Source organism: Shewanella sp. 30m-14 (assembly GCF_052977125.1).
In genome coordinates this window covers 75,931-90,625 of record NZ_JBRILW010000002.1, presented here as the reverse complement: position 1 = coordinate 90,625, position 14,695 = coordinate 75,931, and the positions used below count along the sequence as shown (strand labels likewise).

Annotated in this window: 13 protein-coding genes; 12 read left to right on the top strand and 1 reads right to left on the bottom strand. The window is 45.5% G+C overall.

What is annotated here, in order from left to right:
• Positions 1-71 precede the first annotated feature (71 nt).
• The 12 genes from ACVBIU_RS02185 to ACVBIU_RS02130 all read left to right on the top strand — a co-directional run bounded on the left by ACVBIU_RS02185 (position 72) and on the right by ACVBIU_RS02130 (position 14,020).
• Positions 72-1,619, top strand: a complete 1,548-nt coding sequence (locus tag ACVBIU_RS02185; RefSeq protein ID WP_447163027.1) for a cobyric acid synthase — start codon at positions 72-74, stop codon at positions 1,617-1,619.
• 166 nt (positions 1,620-1,785) lie between these two features.
• A complete protein-coding gene (cobO, locus tag ACVBIU_RS02180; protein ID WP_447162930.1) occupies positions 1,786-2,502 on the top strand; it encodes a cob(I)yrinic acid a,c-diamide adenosyltransferase in 717 nt (238 codons plus the stop codon).
• 448 nt (positions 2,503-2,950) lie between these two features.
• Positions 2,951-3,763: a cobalamin-binding protein gene (locus ACVBIU_RS02175; RefSeq protein ID WP_447163026.1), complete on the top strand. Its 813-nt coding sequence runs from the start codon at positions 2,951-2,953 to the stop codon at positions 3,761-3,763.
• Positions 3,764-4,211: 448 nt separating this feature from the next.
• On the top strand, positions 4,212-4,769 hold the full coding sequence (locus ACVBIU_RS02170; RefSeq protein WP_447159511.1) for an HdeD family acid-resistance protein: 558 nt from the start codon (positions 4,212-4,214) through the stop codon (positions 4,767-4,769).
• 329 nt (positions 4,770-5,098) lie between these two features.
• On the top strand, positions 5,099-5,482 hold the full coding sequence (locus tag ACVBIU_RS02165; protein ID WP_447159512.1) for an MAPEG family protein: 384 nt from the start codon (positions 5,099-5,101) through the stop codon (positions 5,480-5,482).
• A gap of 618 nt (positions 5,483-6,100) precedes the next feature.
• A complete protein-coding gene (locus tag ACVBIU_RS02160; RefSeq protein ID WP_447159513.1) occupies positions 6,101-7,363 on the top strand; it encodes an efflux RND transporter periplasmic adaptor subunit in 1,263 nt (420 codons plus the stop codon).
• 19 nt (positions 7,364-7,382) lie between these two features.
• Positions 7,383-7,673: a hypothetical protein gene (locus ACVBIU_RS02155; protein WP_447159514.1), complete on the top strand. Its 291-nt coding sequence runs from the start codon at positions 7,383-7,385 to the stop codon at positions 7,671-7,673.
• A 52-nt stretch (positions 7,674-7,725) separates the two neighbouring features.
• On the top strand, positions 7,726-8,457 hold the full coding sequence (locus ACVBIU_RS02150) for an ABC transporter ATP-binding protein (protein ID WP_447159515.1): 732 nt from the start codon (positions 7,726-7,728) through the stop codon (positions 8,455-8,457).
• Positions 8,458-8,478: 21 nt separating this feature from the next.
• Entirely contained in the window at positions 8,479-9,780 is a 1,302-nt protein-coding gene (locus ACVBIU_RS02145; RefSeq protein ID WP_447159516.1) for an ABC transporter permease, read from the top strand.
• A gap of 26 nt (positions 9,781-9,806) precedes the next feature.
• A complete protein-coding gene (locus tag ACVBIU_RS02140; protein ID WP_447159517.1) occupies positions 9,807-11,018 on the top strand; it encodes an ABC transporter permease in 1,212 nt (403 codons plus the stop codon).
• 126 nt (positions 11,019-11,144) lie between these two features.
• Entirely contained in the window at positions 11,145-12,614 is a 1,470-nt protein-coding gene (locus ACVBIU_RS02135; RefSeq protein ID WP_447159518.1) for a sigma-54-dependent transcriptional regulator, read from the top strand.
• 56 nt (positions 12,615-12,670) lie between these two features.
• The gene (locus ACVBIU_RS02130) at positions 12,671-14,020 is read left to right on the top strand and encodes a sensor histidine kinase (RefSeq protein WP_447159519.1); all 1,350 of its coding nucleotides are present in this window, start codon (positions 12,671-12,673) and stop codon (positions 14,018-14,020) included.
• 58 nt (positions 14,021-14,078) lie between these two features.
• Here the strand turns inward: ACVBIU_RS02130 and ACVBIU_RS02125 are convergent, their stop codons facing one another.
• A complete protein-coding gene (locus ACVBIU_RS02125) occupies positions 14,079-14,651 on the bottom strand; it encodes a TetR family transcriptional regulator (RefSeq protein ID WP_447162929.1) in 573 nt (190 codons plus the stop codon).
• Positions 14,652-14,695: the final 44 nt, after the last annotated feature.

The window sequence follows — 14,695 nt, the reverse complement described above, 5'->3', positions numbered from 1 at the left end:
TATATAAGGCTGAGCTAGATAAGACTCAGTTAGATAAGACACAGTTAGATAAAAATAAAGCCAAAGTGCTGATGATACAGGGCACCACATCCGATGCAGGTAAGAGCACTTTAGTGGCCGGCCTGTGTAGAATGTTTGTTAGACAAGGTGTGAAGGTTGCGCCGTTTAAGCCGCAAAACATGGCACTTAATAGCGCGGTCACAATAGATGGTGGTGAGATTGGTCGTGCGCAGGCACTACAAGCTGTGGCTTGTCTGCTTGAACCGCAAATTGACTTTAATCCTATTTTATTAAAACCCAGTTCAGATACTGGCTCGCAAGTCATCGTGCACGGTAAAGCCTTGATGCAGATGGAAGCTGAAGATTACTTTGGTAAAAATGCCGAGGGTTATCGAGTTAAGGCCATGGCGGCAGTGCTTGAGTCTTATCAGCGTTTAACATCTCAATACGACATGCTATTGGTAGAAGGAGCGGGCAGCCCTGCAGAGATCAATCTGCGTGAAGGCGACATTGCTAATATGGGCTTTGCGGAAGAGGTCGACTGCCCAGTCATTATCATCGCCGATATCGATAAAGGCGGCGTATTTGCCCATTTGGTTGGCACTTTGGCGCTACTGAGTGAATCAGAGCAAGCGCGGGTTAAGGGCTTTGTGATCAACCGTTTTCGTGGTGATGTTAGCCTGTTGCAAGACGGCCTAGACTGGTTAGAAAGCTACACTAACAAACCTGTGCTTGGGGTCTTACCCTACTTACACGACCTGCACCTCGACGCCGAAGATGCACTCATTGCTGCGCCCGTAAAGAGCTGCGAAACTAAGCTTAAAGTATTAGTCTTAGTATTACCGCGCATTAGTAACCACACCGATTTTGATCCGTTAAGGCTTAATCCGCAGATCGATTTCAACTATGTGTCGTTGCAGACCCAAGCTGAAGCGAGCAGACATAACAGCCTGCAATCACTCCCAGCTGCGGATTTAATCATTATTCCGGGCAGTAAAAACGTGCGCGCCGATCTTGAGTTTATCCGTGAGCAGGGTTGGGACACAGCGATAGATAAACACTTACGCTATGGTGGCAAGGTGTTAGGGATCTGCGGTGGTTACCAGATCTTAGGGCAGGCGATCGACGATCCTGCAGGGATCGAAGATAATGCGGGCTGCAGCGAGGGCTTAGGTTTATTGCCATTAGTCACTGAGCTGACAGCCAACAAAGTATTGCAGCAAGTTGAGGGGAGTTTATCTTTGCTCGGTGAAACGGCTAGGGTACAGGGCTATGAAATTCATTGTGGCCGCTCACGATCGCTACTGCCATTAACTCAGCCGCTAGCACTCATGCCAAAAACAGAGGAATCCTCTGTTGATCAAACAGAAGCAAACAAGTGCGTGAGCCATGCCGAGGGCATGTTATCCAGTGATGGCCAAATTATGGGGACTTATCTGCACGGATTATTTGATTCGCCACAGGCGTGTCAGTTGCTCCTTAAATGGGCGGGTATGGAGCAGGCAGAGGTCATCGATGTGAATCAAGTGCGTGAACAGCAACTAGAGCGGCTCGCAGATGTGTTAGAGCAGCATTTAGATCTCGGTCGGCTTAATCAGATCTGGCAGGCAGTAGAGTGAAAAATAGCTGTGCTTGACTAAAAAATAGTAGATTTGTGTAAAAGTCAAACGATAGTTGAGTGCTTACTAAACAATTAAATTCTTATGAGCATTCATCATAATTCATTTGCTGAAATCCTCGCCAGTACTGGGATGCAGCCAAATTAAGTCAAAATAGGGACGTAACATGACAGACGCTAACGTTAATAATAGTGCCAATGAAAATAGTGCCAATGAAAATAGTGCCAATGAAAATAGTGCCAATGAAAATAGTGCAAATGAAAATGAAGCCGAAAACGTAACCGCCGTCGAGAACAAGGCAAAGCGTCATAAAGCGCGTCAACAACGGATCAAAGAAGGCGTGGATGCCAAGATCGCGCGCGCCCAAGAAGAGAAAGGCATTCTGTTAGTGCTAACCGGTAATGGCAAAGGCAAATCCACTTCAGGTTTTGGCACTGTCGCTCGCGCAGTCGGTCATGGTAAGAAAGCTGCCGTAGTGCAGTTTATTAAAGGTAACTGGGATTGTGGTGAACGCACCTTGCTCGAAGGTGCAGGCGTCGATTTTCATGTGATGGGCACCGGTTTTACCTGGGAAACTCAAGACAGAGAAAAAGACACCGCAGCAGCGGTTAAAGCATGGGAAGCCACTGAGCAATTACTTAACGATCCAACGATCGATCTTGTGATGCTCGATGAGCTAACTTATATGATCAGTTATCACTATCTAGAAGTTGAGCGAGTGCTTGAGGCGCTGAAGAACCGTCCGCCAATGCAACATGTGATAGTAACAGGCAGAGCGTGTCACCGCGCGATAATCGAGCTGGCTGATACCGTTAGCGAGGTGCAACCCATAAAGCATGCGTTTGATAATGGTATTAAAGCCCAGCCCGGCTTCGACTACTAAATTTCTTCCTGCTAGCTTCTGTAGCGTTATTGTCTGCGCTTTCTCACCCAATCACTTGAGCCTTCAGCGGTTTTTGGGTGAAAAGTGCGTATGCTCATAGGCTGAGAAAGCTTGACGGCTTAGCCACAACTTCGAATGCTGTGAAATATCACGATTAGCTTTGTTACGGCTGCAACCGTTTGAAATTACTTTCTTCGCTTTCTTTGTTGTGGCGTTATTGTTGGTGCGGGTAGAGTTTAGAAGCGAGCTTACTCAATCAACCGGCTCTTAGAGTGAGTCGTATGGTCGGGGGCTGGATCTTTATTCTGTTGGTGTTATAGCGGGACGAAATTCGCTCTAGCCGCGAAGCGTTCTCGAAGTGAGCTTGCGAACGCTCTAGGAAAGTGAGAGGAACATGCCGAAATTAGAACTAAAAAGGATTTTAATGAACAAAATTACCAGATTATTTATGTTGCTGACGGCTTGCGCCTTACCGTCGGCTTTTGTGTTTGCAGATATCGCAGCGCCCGCTAAACGTATTGTCGCGCTGTCGCCACATTCGGTTGAAATGCTGTATGCCATTGGGGCTGGGGAGTTTATTGTGGCGACAACTGAGCATGCGGATTTTCCTAAGGCAGCGCTGCAAATTCCGCGTATCGGCGGCTATTACGGTATTCAAATTGAGCGGCTGTTGGAGCTAGAGCCCGACTTGGTGGTGGTATGGGGCAGTGGCAATAAGGCTGAAGATATAACGCGTATCAAAGAGTTGGGCTTTCAGGTGTTTGATAGCAACCCGAGTACACTCGAAGCGGTGGCCGACGAGCTTGTCTCTCTTGGAGAGCTAACGGGGCATCAAGCAAAAGCTGCAAAGGTGGCTGCTGATTATCGCCAGCAACTTAGTCTGCTACGCAGTGAAAACAGTGCTAAATCTGAGGTCAGTGTTTTTTATCAGTTATGGTCGACTCCACTGATGACTGTCGCCAAAAACAGCTGGATCCAACAGATCATCAGTGTCTGCCATGGCAAAAATGTATTTGTCGATGCAGCCAACGACTACCCACAAGTCAGTCTAGAAACCGTAGTGCTAAAACAGCCTGAGGTTATCCTGCAAAGCCAAGATGAAGGCAATATCATCGGCGTGGACTGGAATGCGTGGGCTGAGATCCCAGCCGTTAAGAATAAGCACATCTATCAGCTCAACGCCGACCTTTTGCACCGCGCTGCACCAAGAGCGCTACTTGGCGTAGAAGCCCTATGTGTTGCGTTAGATAACGCCCGTTAAAAATCAGTAACTCAATTTGCAAGCCTATTCGATTTAGGCTTGCCGCAGGCCGTAAAGTCATCCTCAACCTTATATTGCTATAAGAAATATAAGGTTATAGTTGTCAATCAAAGTCATGTTATTCGGTTATTTGTGATGTCGGTCTCATTTATTTTTAATGTCGAACTCTACCATATTAACTTAGCTAGGCGTATATCACTTAGATTGGGTGCATATCCCGAGTTAAAACCTATCAAAACTCACTAAGTACTAGATTACACCAAGAAAAATAACCTTACAGCTAGTCATATTTTTATTGATGACCGATACTAGAGGTTGTATCGCCAATTCACATTATTGCATTGGTTATTGAGTAGGCTATTTCAACTGGGGTTGCACAGTTAACGCTAACCCTTGAATACTCAACGTTTAAATGCAAATTAATTACTTGATTGTTAAAGGATATAATATGGAAAACCCAGTAAATACCATGCTAACTAAAGGCTGGAAATGGTTTGTCATTGTTGGCGTGGTTGTTACCCTTGCCGGCTTTTTTGCTATAAGCCTACCCGTTGCTGCAGGAATGACGATTACCACGATAATTGGCGCAATCTTTTTGGTTATTGGTCTGGTTCAGCTTTACCACACCTTGAGTTTTCCAACATGGAAAGCCAAGTTTTGGTATGTCATTAGCGCACTGTTTTATCTTATAGGCGGCATACTTATTCTCGCTGAGCCTTTTGTAGGCCTATTTACCATTACAGTAATGATGATCACTATTATGCTGTTTAACGGGGTGACTAGGATGTTTTTTGGCTTCAACAGCCGTAACAACCTAGATGGATGGCGCTGGATAGTGTTCAGTGGATTGCTATCAACTGCTATTGCGGTTTACTTTTTTACTTTAATGAACAACCCTGAATTTTCACTATCTATTTTAGGGATTTTCATTGGTGTCTCTTTCATCTTTGAAGGGATCAGTTTTATCTTCATTGGGGTACAGATGAAAAAGGTGGTCGCTAAATAATCCTCTAAATCAACATAGTGTTGGCACTGCTAGATATCTGCTAGCTGTGCCTGCATTATGCCTATAGTAAAAGAGACACAAGCTAAGCTTGTAGTACTTCTTTCTTTGGCTTGTGCCATCTTAAATGTAACTCACTCTTCGGTAAAAATGACGGCATAAATGCCGACCTACAAAAGCATCTTCGCTGTCCCGTAGCTGTTGCTTTTCCCGCTTTTCTAGAACCTTCTTTTATTATGCGGTAGTGTTATACCAATCGTACTAACGATATGATTAGTATTAACTAATAAAAACATGACAGATAAATAAAACAATAAGAAAGGACTTCAATTATGACGACGCTACTCATCTGCCTATTTATCGCTATGTTGCTACCTTATGCAGCAAAAGGTCCTGTTGCGGTGGCAATGGCTAAACTGGGGGGGTACGACAATAGTCACCCGCGCGAACAACAATCTAAACTCACAGGTTTTGGCGCTAGAGCGGTTGCAGGGCATCAAAATGCCTTTGAATCTCTACTGATTTTTGGATTAGCCGTACTGGCGGTGATCGCCACGGATAAAGTGAATACTATCGCTGAAACCGCGGCTATCGTGCATGTCATCGCACGTATAACTTATCAAGTTTTGTACCTTATGGATAAAGGTACACTGCGATCGTTATCTTGGTTTGTCGCTGTTTTTGCCTCGTTCACCGTGTTTTGGCAGGCGGTTTAAAAGAAGGTTCTAGGCCCTAGGAAAAGCAGGTCGTAGGAAGAGCTAAGACGGTAAGAGCCGAACGGCCTACGGCTTAGTGAACGTGCCTGCGTCACTACAGAACGCTCCGCTTACGAATAGGCAAAGAAAGGTACCAGGTCCTAGGAAGAGCAAGAAAAGCAGTGTTTGTTGTAGGTCGGGCTTGAGCTTTTCCTAGTAGGGCGAAGCCCGTCCTCGTAGCGAAGCGTCCTAGGAGCTAGGTCCTTATTTTTAAGCTGAGACGGTACGGCTGTAGCTTGTTCGTCAGGTCAGAGCTATTACATCTATGACCGCTCGTCTTTGCTCTATTTGGCTGTTAACCGACTCAGCACTTTCCTACTCTTTAGCGTCTTAGCTTGCTTCATCTTTACTTATACCGTCTCAGCTTTACCCATTTCGGACACTTTCCTCGTATCGGACATCTCATTCTGCAAAGCGGACACTTTTAATCTGTGTCCGCGGACACTTGTGCGGCTATTTGCATCTGAAAATAGATTAAGATTATGTTTATTAGTGCTTTATTGTTTATGGCACGCAGATTGTATTAATAGACCTATCGAAAGCGATGAATGCTTAGAACGGACACTTTAGGGAAAGCAGATGATTCAGGATACCAGCGGACAAGACACGATTAAGCAGCCAAGCAAGGCCAGTAAATTTAAGCGTCCGTTGATGTTTGGTATTGCGGCATTACTTGTTTCAGGTCTGGTTTGGTCGAGCATGGGTAGCGACTCAGTTGCTACATCGATTAAACGCTCTGAACTGCGTTTTGCTACATTGGAACGTGGCACTCTGGTTCGTGATATTCCTACCACGGGCAAGATTGTTGCTGCTAATGCTCCTGTTCTGTATAGCCCTGAGCAAGGTTCAGTGACGTTAATCGCCAAGCCCGGTGACAAGGTTGTTCAAGGTGAGGTAGTCGCAACTATTGAGAGCCATAGACTCACTAACAGTTTAAAGCAGCAGCAAGCTGTACTTGAGGGAATGCAAAGCTCACTAGAGCGCGCTCGTCTAGAGGCTCGTCGTCAACAACTAAAAGCGCAGCAAACGCTGGATATGGCCAAGGTAGATTTAGCGGCTGCTGATCGCGAAAGCCGCCGTGGCGACCAGCTAATTGAGTCAAAGTTGATCAGTAGAATCGATTTTGAAAAGAGTAAAGATGATCTGCATAAGGCCAAGCTGCTGTTTGCTCATGCGGGTCAAGAAGCGCAGTTAATGAAAGACACCTTAACTTTCGAGCTTAAGAACACGTCACTAGAGGTGGACCGTCAAGCTTTGGTGGTTAAGGAGCTTGAACGTCAAGTTGTAGCGCTTGATATCACAGCGCCCGTTGGCGGCATTATTGGTAACTGGCTGACAGAGCAAAAAGCGCGTATTGGTCAGAGCCAACCCATTCTTACTGTCGTTGATTTAAGTGCCTTTGAAGCCGAATTAGCCGTGCCAGAGTCTTATGCCGACGAACTGGGGATAGGTATGGCAGTCGAGCTGAGCTTTGGCTCTGTGACGGTAATGGGCGAGCTGTCTTCTATCTCTCCTGAAGTGCGTAACCGTGAGGTGACGGCAAGAGTACGATTTGAGCAAAACGATAATTTACAATTGCGTCAAAACCAACGTTTATCAGCAAGAGTGCTACTTGAGCATCGTCCTGATGTATTGATGGTCAAGCGCGGAGCGTTTGTTAATAGCGGTGGCGGGCAGCAAGTGTATGTGATGCATGATGATATAGCGGAGCAAACCCCGATCCAATTGGGTGCACGTAGCATGAGTCATATTGAAGTGATTCAAGGCGGGCAGGTTGGCGATATTTGGGTGACCTCAAGCGTTGAGCCGTTTAATCAAGCCGCGCAAGTATTGGTCCGCTAGTCGAATAAGGAAGCAGGCAATGAATCAGGTAATAAACACAATAGTGAACAGAGTTAAGCAAATGAATCTGCAGCAAGCCATTACCGCAGCGGTATTAATGTTACTGGTCGTCGCGGTACAAGTCTCTACGGATAGAGCGGGTGACTGGATGTTTATTGGTTTGAATTTGATTGAAATTGGCTGTGATAACCCATTGAATTTAAGCGACGTATCAGATGTCACAGTAGATGTAACCGTCGGTGATACGGAGTTTGTGCAGCAGATAGTGACGAGGGTGCTCGAAAGTATCATTACAGGGCTGACTCAGTAGGTTTGAACAGATTTCAGATAGATTTGATAAACAGAATTAAAGGAATATAACCATGTTATCGATGAACAAGATTAGCAAAGTATTTAAAACGGATTTAGTTGAAACTCACGCACTACGAGACTTTAACTTAGAGGTTAATGAGGGCGAATTTGTTGCGGTCACGGGACCGTCGGGTTCAGGAAAAACCACTTTTTTGAACATTGCCGGCTTACTCGAAGGCTTTACCCATGGTGACTATTTTCTCGATGGGGTGAATATCTCAAATTTAAGTGATAACAAGAGTGCGGCTATCCGTAATGAGAAAATCGGCTTTATCTTTCAGGGATTTAATCTTATCTCTGATCTAAACCTCGCCGAGAATGTTGAGGTGCCACTGCGTTACCGTGGTTTTAACGCCAAAGAACGTAAAATTCGTGTGGAACGTGCGCTTGAACAAGTCGGGCTAGCAGCGCGAATGAAGCACCTACCAACACAACTTTCAGGTGGTCAGCAGCAGCGAGTGGCGATAGCCAGAGCCTTGGCAGGGGAGCCGCGCTTTCTGTTAGCGGATGAGCCAACGGGTAACTTAGACAGCCTAATGGCCCGCCAAGTGATGGAGCTGCTAGAAGATATTAATAAGGCGGGTACCACTATTATCATGGTGACTCACGATGCTGAGCTTGCGCGCCGAGCGCAGCGTAATATTCAGATTGTCGACGGTCAAGTGTGCGATTTCACTATGTATCAAGCTGGTTCGTCTGATCAAAAAGTACAGTCTATCGCCGATGCGGCATCGGTTGCTTAATCAACGGCTAAGGAGAGCATGATGTTTTTTTATTACCTTGATTTAGCTTGGCGCAGTATCAAGAAGACGCCATTTTTATCTTTGTTGATGGTCCTCGCCATCTCTATTGGTATTGGTATCACTATCACTACGTTGAATATCTATAAAATGGCCTCAGTTAATCCGGCTGGCGAGCGTTCATCACAGCTGTTTTCGGTGCGCTTGATGAGTCAAAACATTGATACTTGGGAAGAGATCAACGAGCAAATTACCTATCAAGATGGCTTCAACTTAAGAGAGAGTGGAGTACCCGTTCGCCAAGCCGCGATGTTTCGCACCGGTCTTGCTGTGCAGACTGATGATGAGAATTTCTCGCCGATGCTTGAAGGGGTTCGCGTAACCGACGGTGATTTCTTTGAACTGTTTGATGTGCCATTTATTTATGGCGGTGTGTGGGATAAGCAGGTCGATAGTGAAGGTGGCTACAAGGTGGTTATTAACCAAGAGGTTAATCAAAAAGCCTTCGGTGGGGGAAACAGTGTTGGTAAGACCTTACTACTCAACCGTAAGCCATATCAAGTGGTGGGGGTGATTGAAAACTGGAACCCAAATCCAAAGTATTATGACATTAATAATGGCGCCTTTAATGATTCTGAGCAGATCTATGTGCCGTTTTCTTTAGCGCCTATTGAAGAGTTTGAAAGCTGGGGGAATAACAACAGCTGGCGTCATGAAAATATCCAGAGTTATAGCGATAGGCTTAATTCAGAAATGCACTGGCTGCAGTACTGGGTAGAGCTTGATACTCCCGCATTGCAGCAAGAGTATCTGCAGTGGCTGTCTGCCTATGTTGAGCAGCAAAAGCAGCTCGGCCGTTTTGAGCGCCCCGATGCCAGAGGTGAGATCTCTGATGTTGAAACTTGGCTGAACGTCAACAAGGTGGTTCCAGAAGATAATAAGATTTTGGTGGGGTTAAGTGCACTGTTTTTGATTGTCTGTTTGGTCAATATGCTTGGGCTGTTACTGGCTAAGTTTTTAAAGCGTGCCCCTGAAGTTGGGGTGAGACGTGCCATTGGTGCCAGTCGTATGCAGATCTTCTCTCAACACATAGTCGAAGTGGGCTTAATTGGTTTTTGTGGTGGCGCCTTAGGGCTACTTTGGGCTTGGACTGCACTGCATTTCTTATCATCTAAGTTTGAGCTTGAGGCATCGCTGGCTCAGCTGGATCAAAGCATGTGGTTTATTGCGCCGACTATTGCTGTGAGCGCTACCATTGTAGCCGGGATTTATCCCGCGTGGCGCATCTGCAGCACCAACCCAAGTGTCTACTTAAAGAGTCAATGATTTACAGAGTGAGAAAGGAGCTTACGATGTTGCAAATTAAACCCATATTAAGCATGTTGATGCGTAATAAAAGCGGGCCTTTATTACTGCTTATTCAGATTGTGTTATCGGTTGCGATAGTGGCCAATGCCAGTTTTATTATTAGTGAGCGTATTGGCTTGATGAGCCGTGAGTCAGGGATTGCCGAGTCTGAAGTATTCGATTTCAGTATTTATAATTTCGATTCGAGTATCGAGCCGCTTAAACAAAACCCTCGCGATATCGAGATTATTCGTCAATTAGATGGCGTAAAATCAGCGACGTCTACCAGCATGACGCCACTTAGTGGCGGCGGCTGGTCATCGAGTTTTTCGCTAGGCAGCAGCGAAGAGAACCGTAAAGACACGCCCAGTGCGGCTATCTATTATGGTGATGAGCATATGCTCGAAACCCTTGGCATTAAGCTTATCGAAGGGCGTAACTTTTACCCTGATGAGGTAAGAAGTGGTGGCCCTGAGCTAGGCAATTTGGCGATAGTGTCGGCTGAGTTTGCGAAAAAATCTTGGGGAGATGAGTCAGCACTTGGGCAGGTGATGTACCGCGGGAATGTAGGGGAAAGCCCGATGACGGTGATTGGTGTTGTTGAGCGTCTGCAAGGAGCCTGGGTAAACCACTCAAACTTTAATAACAGTGTGATTGTTAATGTGGAGCTCGCTTCATCGTTTACTAAGTTTCTGGTTAGAGCCGAAGAGGGCACGTTAGTCAGACTCAAAGAAACGATCCCGGCCGCATTACATAAAGAGCATCCTAATCGAGTGGTGCGAGGGTTTACGTTAATTAGTGAGCACCGAGAGAAGGTGTATCGCAACCATGAATTGATGGCCACGGTACTGTCGATGATGGTGGTATTACTGCTGCTTATCACCTCTTTAGGACTCGCTGGCATGGTGATGTTTAATATTGAGCGCCGTACTAAGCAGATTGGTACAAGACGAGCATTAGGGGCTAAAAAACGCGATATTATCAGCTTCTTTTTAGTGGAAAACTATTTATTGTGTCTCGCGGGGGGGCTGATTGGCGGCTTAATTGCGGTGCAGCTCGGTCAGCAGTTAATGAGCCTTTATAGTTTACCTAAGCTAGAGCTTATTTATCCGATAGTGACAGTGGCGGGTCTGCTTGTGTTGACCACGATAGCAGTGATTTTACCGGCTCAAAAAGCCGCAAAGATTTCCCCTGCGATTGCGACGCGAAGCGTGTAATCCACTACTGCTAACACCAAGAAAGGCTAACTAATTGTTAGCCAAATGTGAGCTTTGCTTTAACTCTGTTTGGCTTTCAGTTAGTTTTATAGCTAGCCCTCTAAAAGAATAAATAATAAAGAGTTTATGGATACCATCCTAATTGTCGACGATAACCAAGCCGTGTGTAATGCGCTGTCTTTAATGTTAGAGCTTAACGGTTATCGAACGCTGACCTGCTTATCACCTGAAGTCGCACTTGAATTAGTGCAGTTGCACGATGTCGTGCTAGTTGTGCAAGACATGAACTTCACTCAAGACACGACCTCTGGTGAGGAGGGCAAGAGTCTATTTTATGCTTTTAGGCAACTGCAGCCTGAGCTTCCCATTATATTACTGACCGCTTGGACCCAACTTGAACTCGCTGTCGAGCTAGTCAAAGAAGGCTCGGCTGATTACATGGGTAAACCTTGGGATGATGCGAAGCTATTAACCAGTATTAATAACCTTATTTCATTGCATCGATTGTCTAAAGAAAATGCGCAGCTAAGCCGTGTTGAAAATCAACGTATGGTCGCGATTAAAGATGCCGATTTATGCGGCATTATTTTTAATAGTGGTGCGATGCAGCGTTGTGTTGATTTGGCACTACAGATAGCTAAATCCGATGTGTCAGTATTAATCACCGGCCCTAATGGCGCAGGTAAAGACAAGCTTGCCGATATTATTCATGCTAATTCTCCTTTAAAGCATAAGCCGTTTATTAAGGTCAATATTGGTGCGCTGCCAATGGATCTACTTGAAGCCGAGCTGTTTGGCGCTGAGGCGGGGGCGTTTACTGGGGCAATAAAAGCAAGGATTGGTCGCTTTGAAGCGGCAGACGGTGGCACCTTGTTTTTAGATGAAATAGGTAACTTGCCACTTTCTGGCCAAGTTAAATTACTGCGGGTGCTGCAAACCGGTGAGTTTGAGCGCCTAGGCAGCCATCAGACCCGTAAAGTGAATGTGCGGGTGATAAGTGCGACTAATGCTGATTTGGTTGAGGATATTCAAGCGGGGCGCTTTCGAGAAGATCTGTTCTATCGCCTCAATGTGATTGAGTTAGCGCTGCCTGCACTTAATGACCGAAAAGATGATGTGCTGCCATTGGTTAAACATTTTGTTGGTGCCGATTTCAGCTTGTCGCGACAAACACAGCAAGTGTTGCAGGCTCATCATTGGCCGGGAAATGTACGTGAACTTGAAAATGCCTGTAAGCGAGCCGTAATCTTAGCTAAATGTGCTCAATTGTCTGTAGCAGATTTTGGTGTAGAGAGTGCATTAGGACAGACTAAACCAATTGATTGTGACGCACAATCGCTAAGCCACAGCCACAGTAAGGCTAACATGAGCACTAGCAGTCAAAGCGATAGCCAAAGCCAGATCCATCATTACAGCCAGATAACCGAACAAGCTAATACCAGCGCATCTGCAACAACACAAGTTATAGATGAGAAAGCTGGTATCGAGGCTGCACTTGAGCAACACAATGGCGTTATTGCAAGGGTGGCTAAGTCTTTAGGGTTAAGCCGTCAAGCCTTGTACCGACGTATGCAAAAATACCAGATTGATAAATAGCGCCGGCAAATAACCAGCGAACATCATGAACAACAATTAGGAGTTAATTTATCACAGTGTCATTAAGGGGGAAGCTGATAGGCAGTGCCGTATTAGCGTGCGCTGCGGGGCTGTTGTTGGCATTTACTGGCTTACTATGGTTTGCATCAACTGAGGTACAGCAGGCGATTGCGGCAGACTCTTGGCTGTATATGTTGTTATTTACTTTAGCGATATTGTTGACGGTGGCGATAAGTTATATCGGTACTCGTAGTCTGGCAACAAGCTTAATGGCACTTGAAGTTGGCTTACTTAACTTTAAAGATAACGACTTCAGCGTGAGCATTCCGGTGAGTGGTGATCGTCAATTAAAGGCATTATCAAGCCTGTTTAATGAGTCTGCTCAGACATTGCGTAAAGAGCGGCAGTATATCTATCAACGTGAACTGCTACTCGATAAGGTCATACAAAGCTCGCCTAATGTGATGTTACTGCTCGATGACCAACAGCGGATTATTTACGCAAATGATGCGGCAAGGCACTTGTTTCATAATGGTTTACATATCGAAGGGATGAGCTTAGAGAGTTTGTTACAAGGGGCCTCTCAGGAACTCGTTAGCGCGCTAAACAATCCGAAAGATGGGTTGTTTTCACTGAGTAGTGACACTGAAAATAGTGATGTTGAGACATGGCACCTATCTCGTGGACAGTTTTTGCTTAACGGTCAGTTTCATCACTTAATACTATTAAAGCAGATGACCCGAGAGCTTAATCGCCAAGAAGTGGCGGTATGGAAAAAAGTGATCCGTATTATCAGTCATGAGTTGAATAATTCGGTTGCTCCCATTGCTTCTATGGTCAACTCTGGCCGTATGATCACCAAAGATCTCAACGACCCTAAGTTAAAGCTGATCTTCGATACCATTGAAGATAGAACCAGCCACCTGAGCCAGTTTATATTTAACTACGCTCGATTTGCTAAATTATCATTACCGAACAAAACATGCGTCGATTGGCACACTTTAACTGAGCAACTTAAGCAGCATTACCAGTTTGAGTTACACGGTGAATTTCCTAAAAGACCCGTTAATGTTGACCTGATCCAGATGGAGCAGGTACTACTAAACCTGCTTAAAAATGCCCATGAGTCGGGTTCTGATATTGATAAGATTACCCTAGAGATCAAAGAGTCGAGCGCATCCGATCCCAATCAAGAGTTATGCATCGAAGTTAAGGATGCTGGCTCGGGGATGTCGGCTGATGTATTAAGGCAAGCATTGCTGCCTTTTTACTCAACCAAGCAGTCTGGCACGGGGTTAGGGCTGCCATTATGTAGAGAAATTATTGAAGCCCATGATGGACGAATAAGCCTACATAATCGTGACGATAAAGGCTTATGTGTGAGCTTGTGGCTACCTAACGCTTAAGCCTTGCACTAAAACGATTAAATTCGAACAAGAATTAAGCTTGCAAGAATAACAGCCCTTAGGCTTTCATCGCATTCCAAAACATTGCAAAGCTTGCCTGCTTATGTGGCCCGTCTTGCCATGCTTGTGGATTATCTAGAAAGTAGCGCGTGGCAGCAATATATTGGCCATGGCAACTCTCTAACATCAAGGGTAGTGGATAATGTGCTAGCACACCTATTTTTTGCCCCTGCTCAATGAGCTCACCCATAAAGCCCAAAATACTGTGCATGGCCTGCAGTCTAACCTCTGATGAAATCGACGGAGACATAGAGTATTGCTGGAAAAACTCTTGTTTTAATGGGTTGTTCATCGCCCAATTTATGGCAACTTGCCACAGGTGCTGAGTATCGGATTTCAAATCACCCGTTTGACTTATTTGTGACTGAATAGCATCGGCAAACTCCTGCTTGATAGACAGGAACAGGTGATTCATTAGCTCCTCTTTTGAAGCAAAATGATGAAATAGGGTGCCAGTGGCAACGCCGGCTTGCTTGGCTATGGAAGCGGTCGACGTTGCATAAACCCCTTGGCTGACAAACAGCGTCAGCGCTGTGTTCAATATGGCTTGTTTCTTGTCGATACGACTCATTAAATGGGTTACCTACTGCAACAGTGAAGAGCAAAGCTTACAAG

Bases quoted from the DNA above. Each gene is read 5' to 3' on its own strand.
- ACVBIU_RS02185 (WP_447163027.1), top strand. From the start codon at position 72: ATGATACAGGGCACCACATCCGATGCAGGTAAGAGCACTTTAGTGGCC.
- cobO (WP_447162930.1), top strand. From the start codon at position 1,786: ATGACAGACGCTAACGTTAATAATAGTGCCAATGAAAATAGTGCCAAT.
- ACVBIU_RS02175 (WP_447163026.1), top strand. From the start codon at position 2,951: ATGTTGCTGACGGCTTGCGCCTTACCGTCGGCTTTTGTGTTTGCAGAT.
- ACVBIU_RS02170 (WP_447159511.1), top strand. From the start codon at position 4,212: ATGGAAAACCCAGTAAATACCATGCTAACTAAAGGCTGGAAATGGTTT.
- ACVBIU_RS02165 (WP_447159512.1), top strand. From the start codon at position 5,099: ATGACGACGCTACTCATCTGCCTATTTATCGCTATGTTGCTACCTTAT.
- ACVBIU_RS02160 (WP_447159513.1), top strand. From the start codon at position 6,101: ATGATTCAGGATACCAGCGGACAAGACACGATTAAGCAGCCAAGCAAG.
- ACVBIU_RS02155 (WP_447159514.1), top strand. From the start codon at position 7,383: ATGAATCAGGTAATAAACACAATAGTGAACAGAGTTAAGCAAATGAAT.
- ACVBIU_RS02150 (WP_447159515.1), top strand. From the start codon at position 7,726: ATGTTATCGATGAACAAGATTAGCAAAGTATTTAAAACGGATTTAGTT.
- ACVBIU_RS02145 (WP_447159516.1), top strand. From the start codon at position 8,479: ATGTTTTTTTATTACCTTGATTTAGCTTGGCGCAGTATCAAGAAGACG.
- ACVBIU_RS02140 (WP_447159517.1), top strand. From the start codon at position 9,807: ATGTTGCAAATTAAACCCATATTAAGCATGTTGATGCGTAATAAAAGC.
- ACVBIU_RS02135 (WP_447159518.1), top strand. From the start codon at position 11,145: ATGGATACCATCCTAATTGTCGACGATAACCAAGCCGTGTGTAATGCG.
- ACVBIU_RS02125 (WP_447162929.1), bottom strand. From the start codon at position 14,651: ATGAGTCGTATCGACAAGAAACAAGCCATATTGAACACAGCGCTGACG.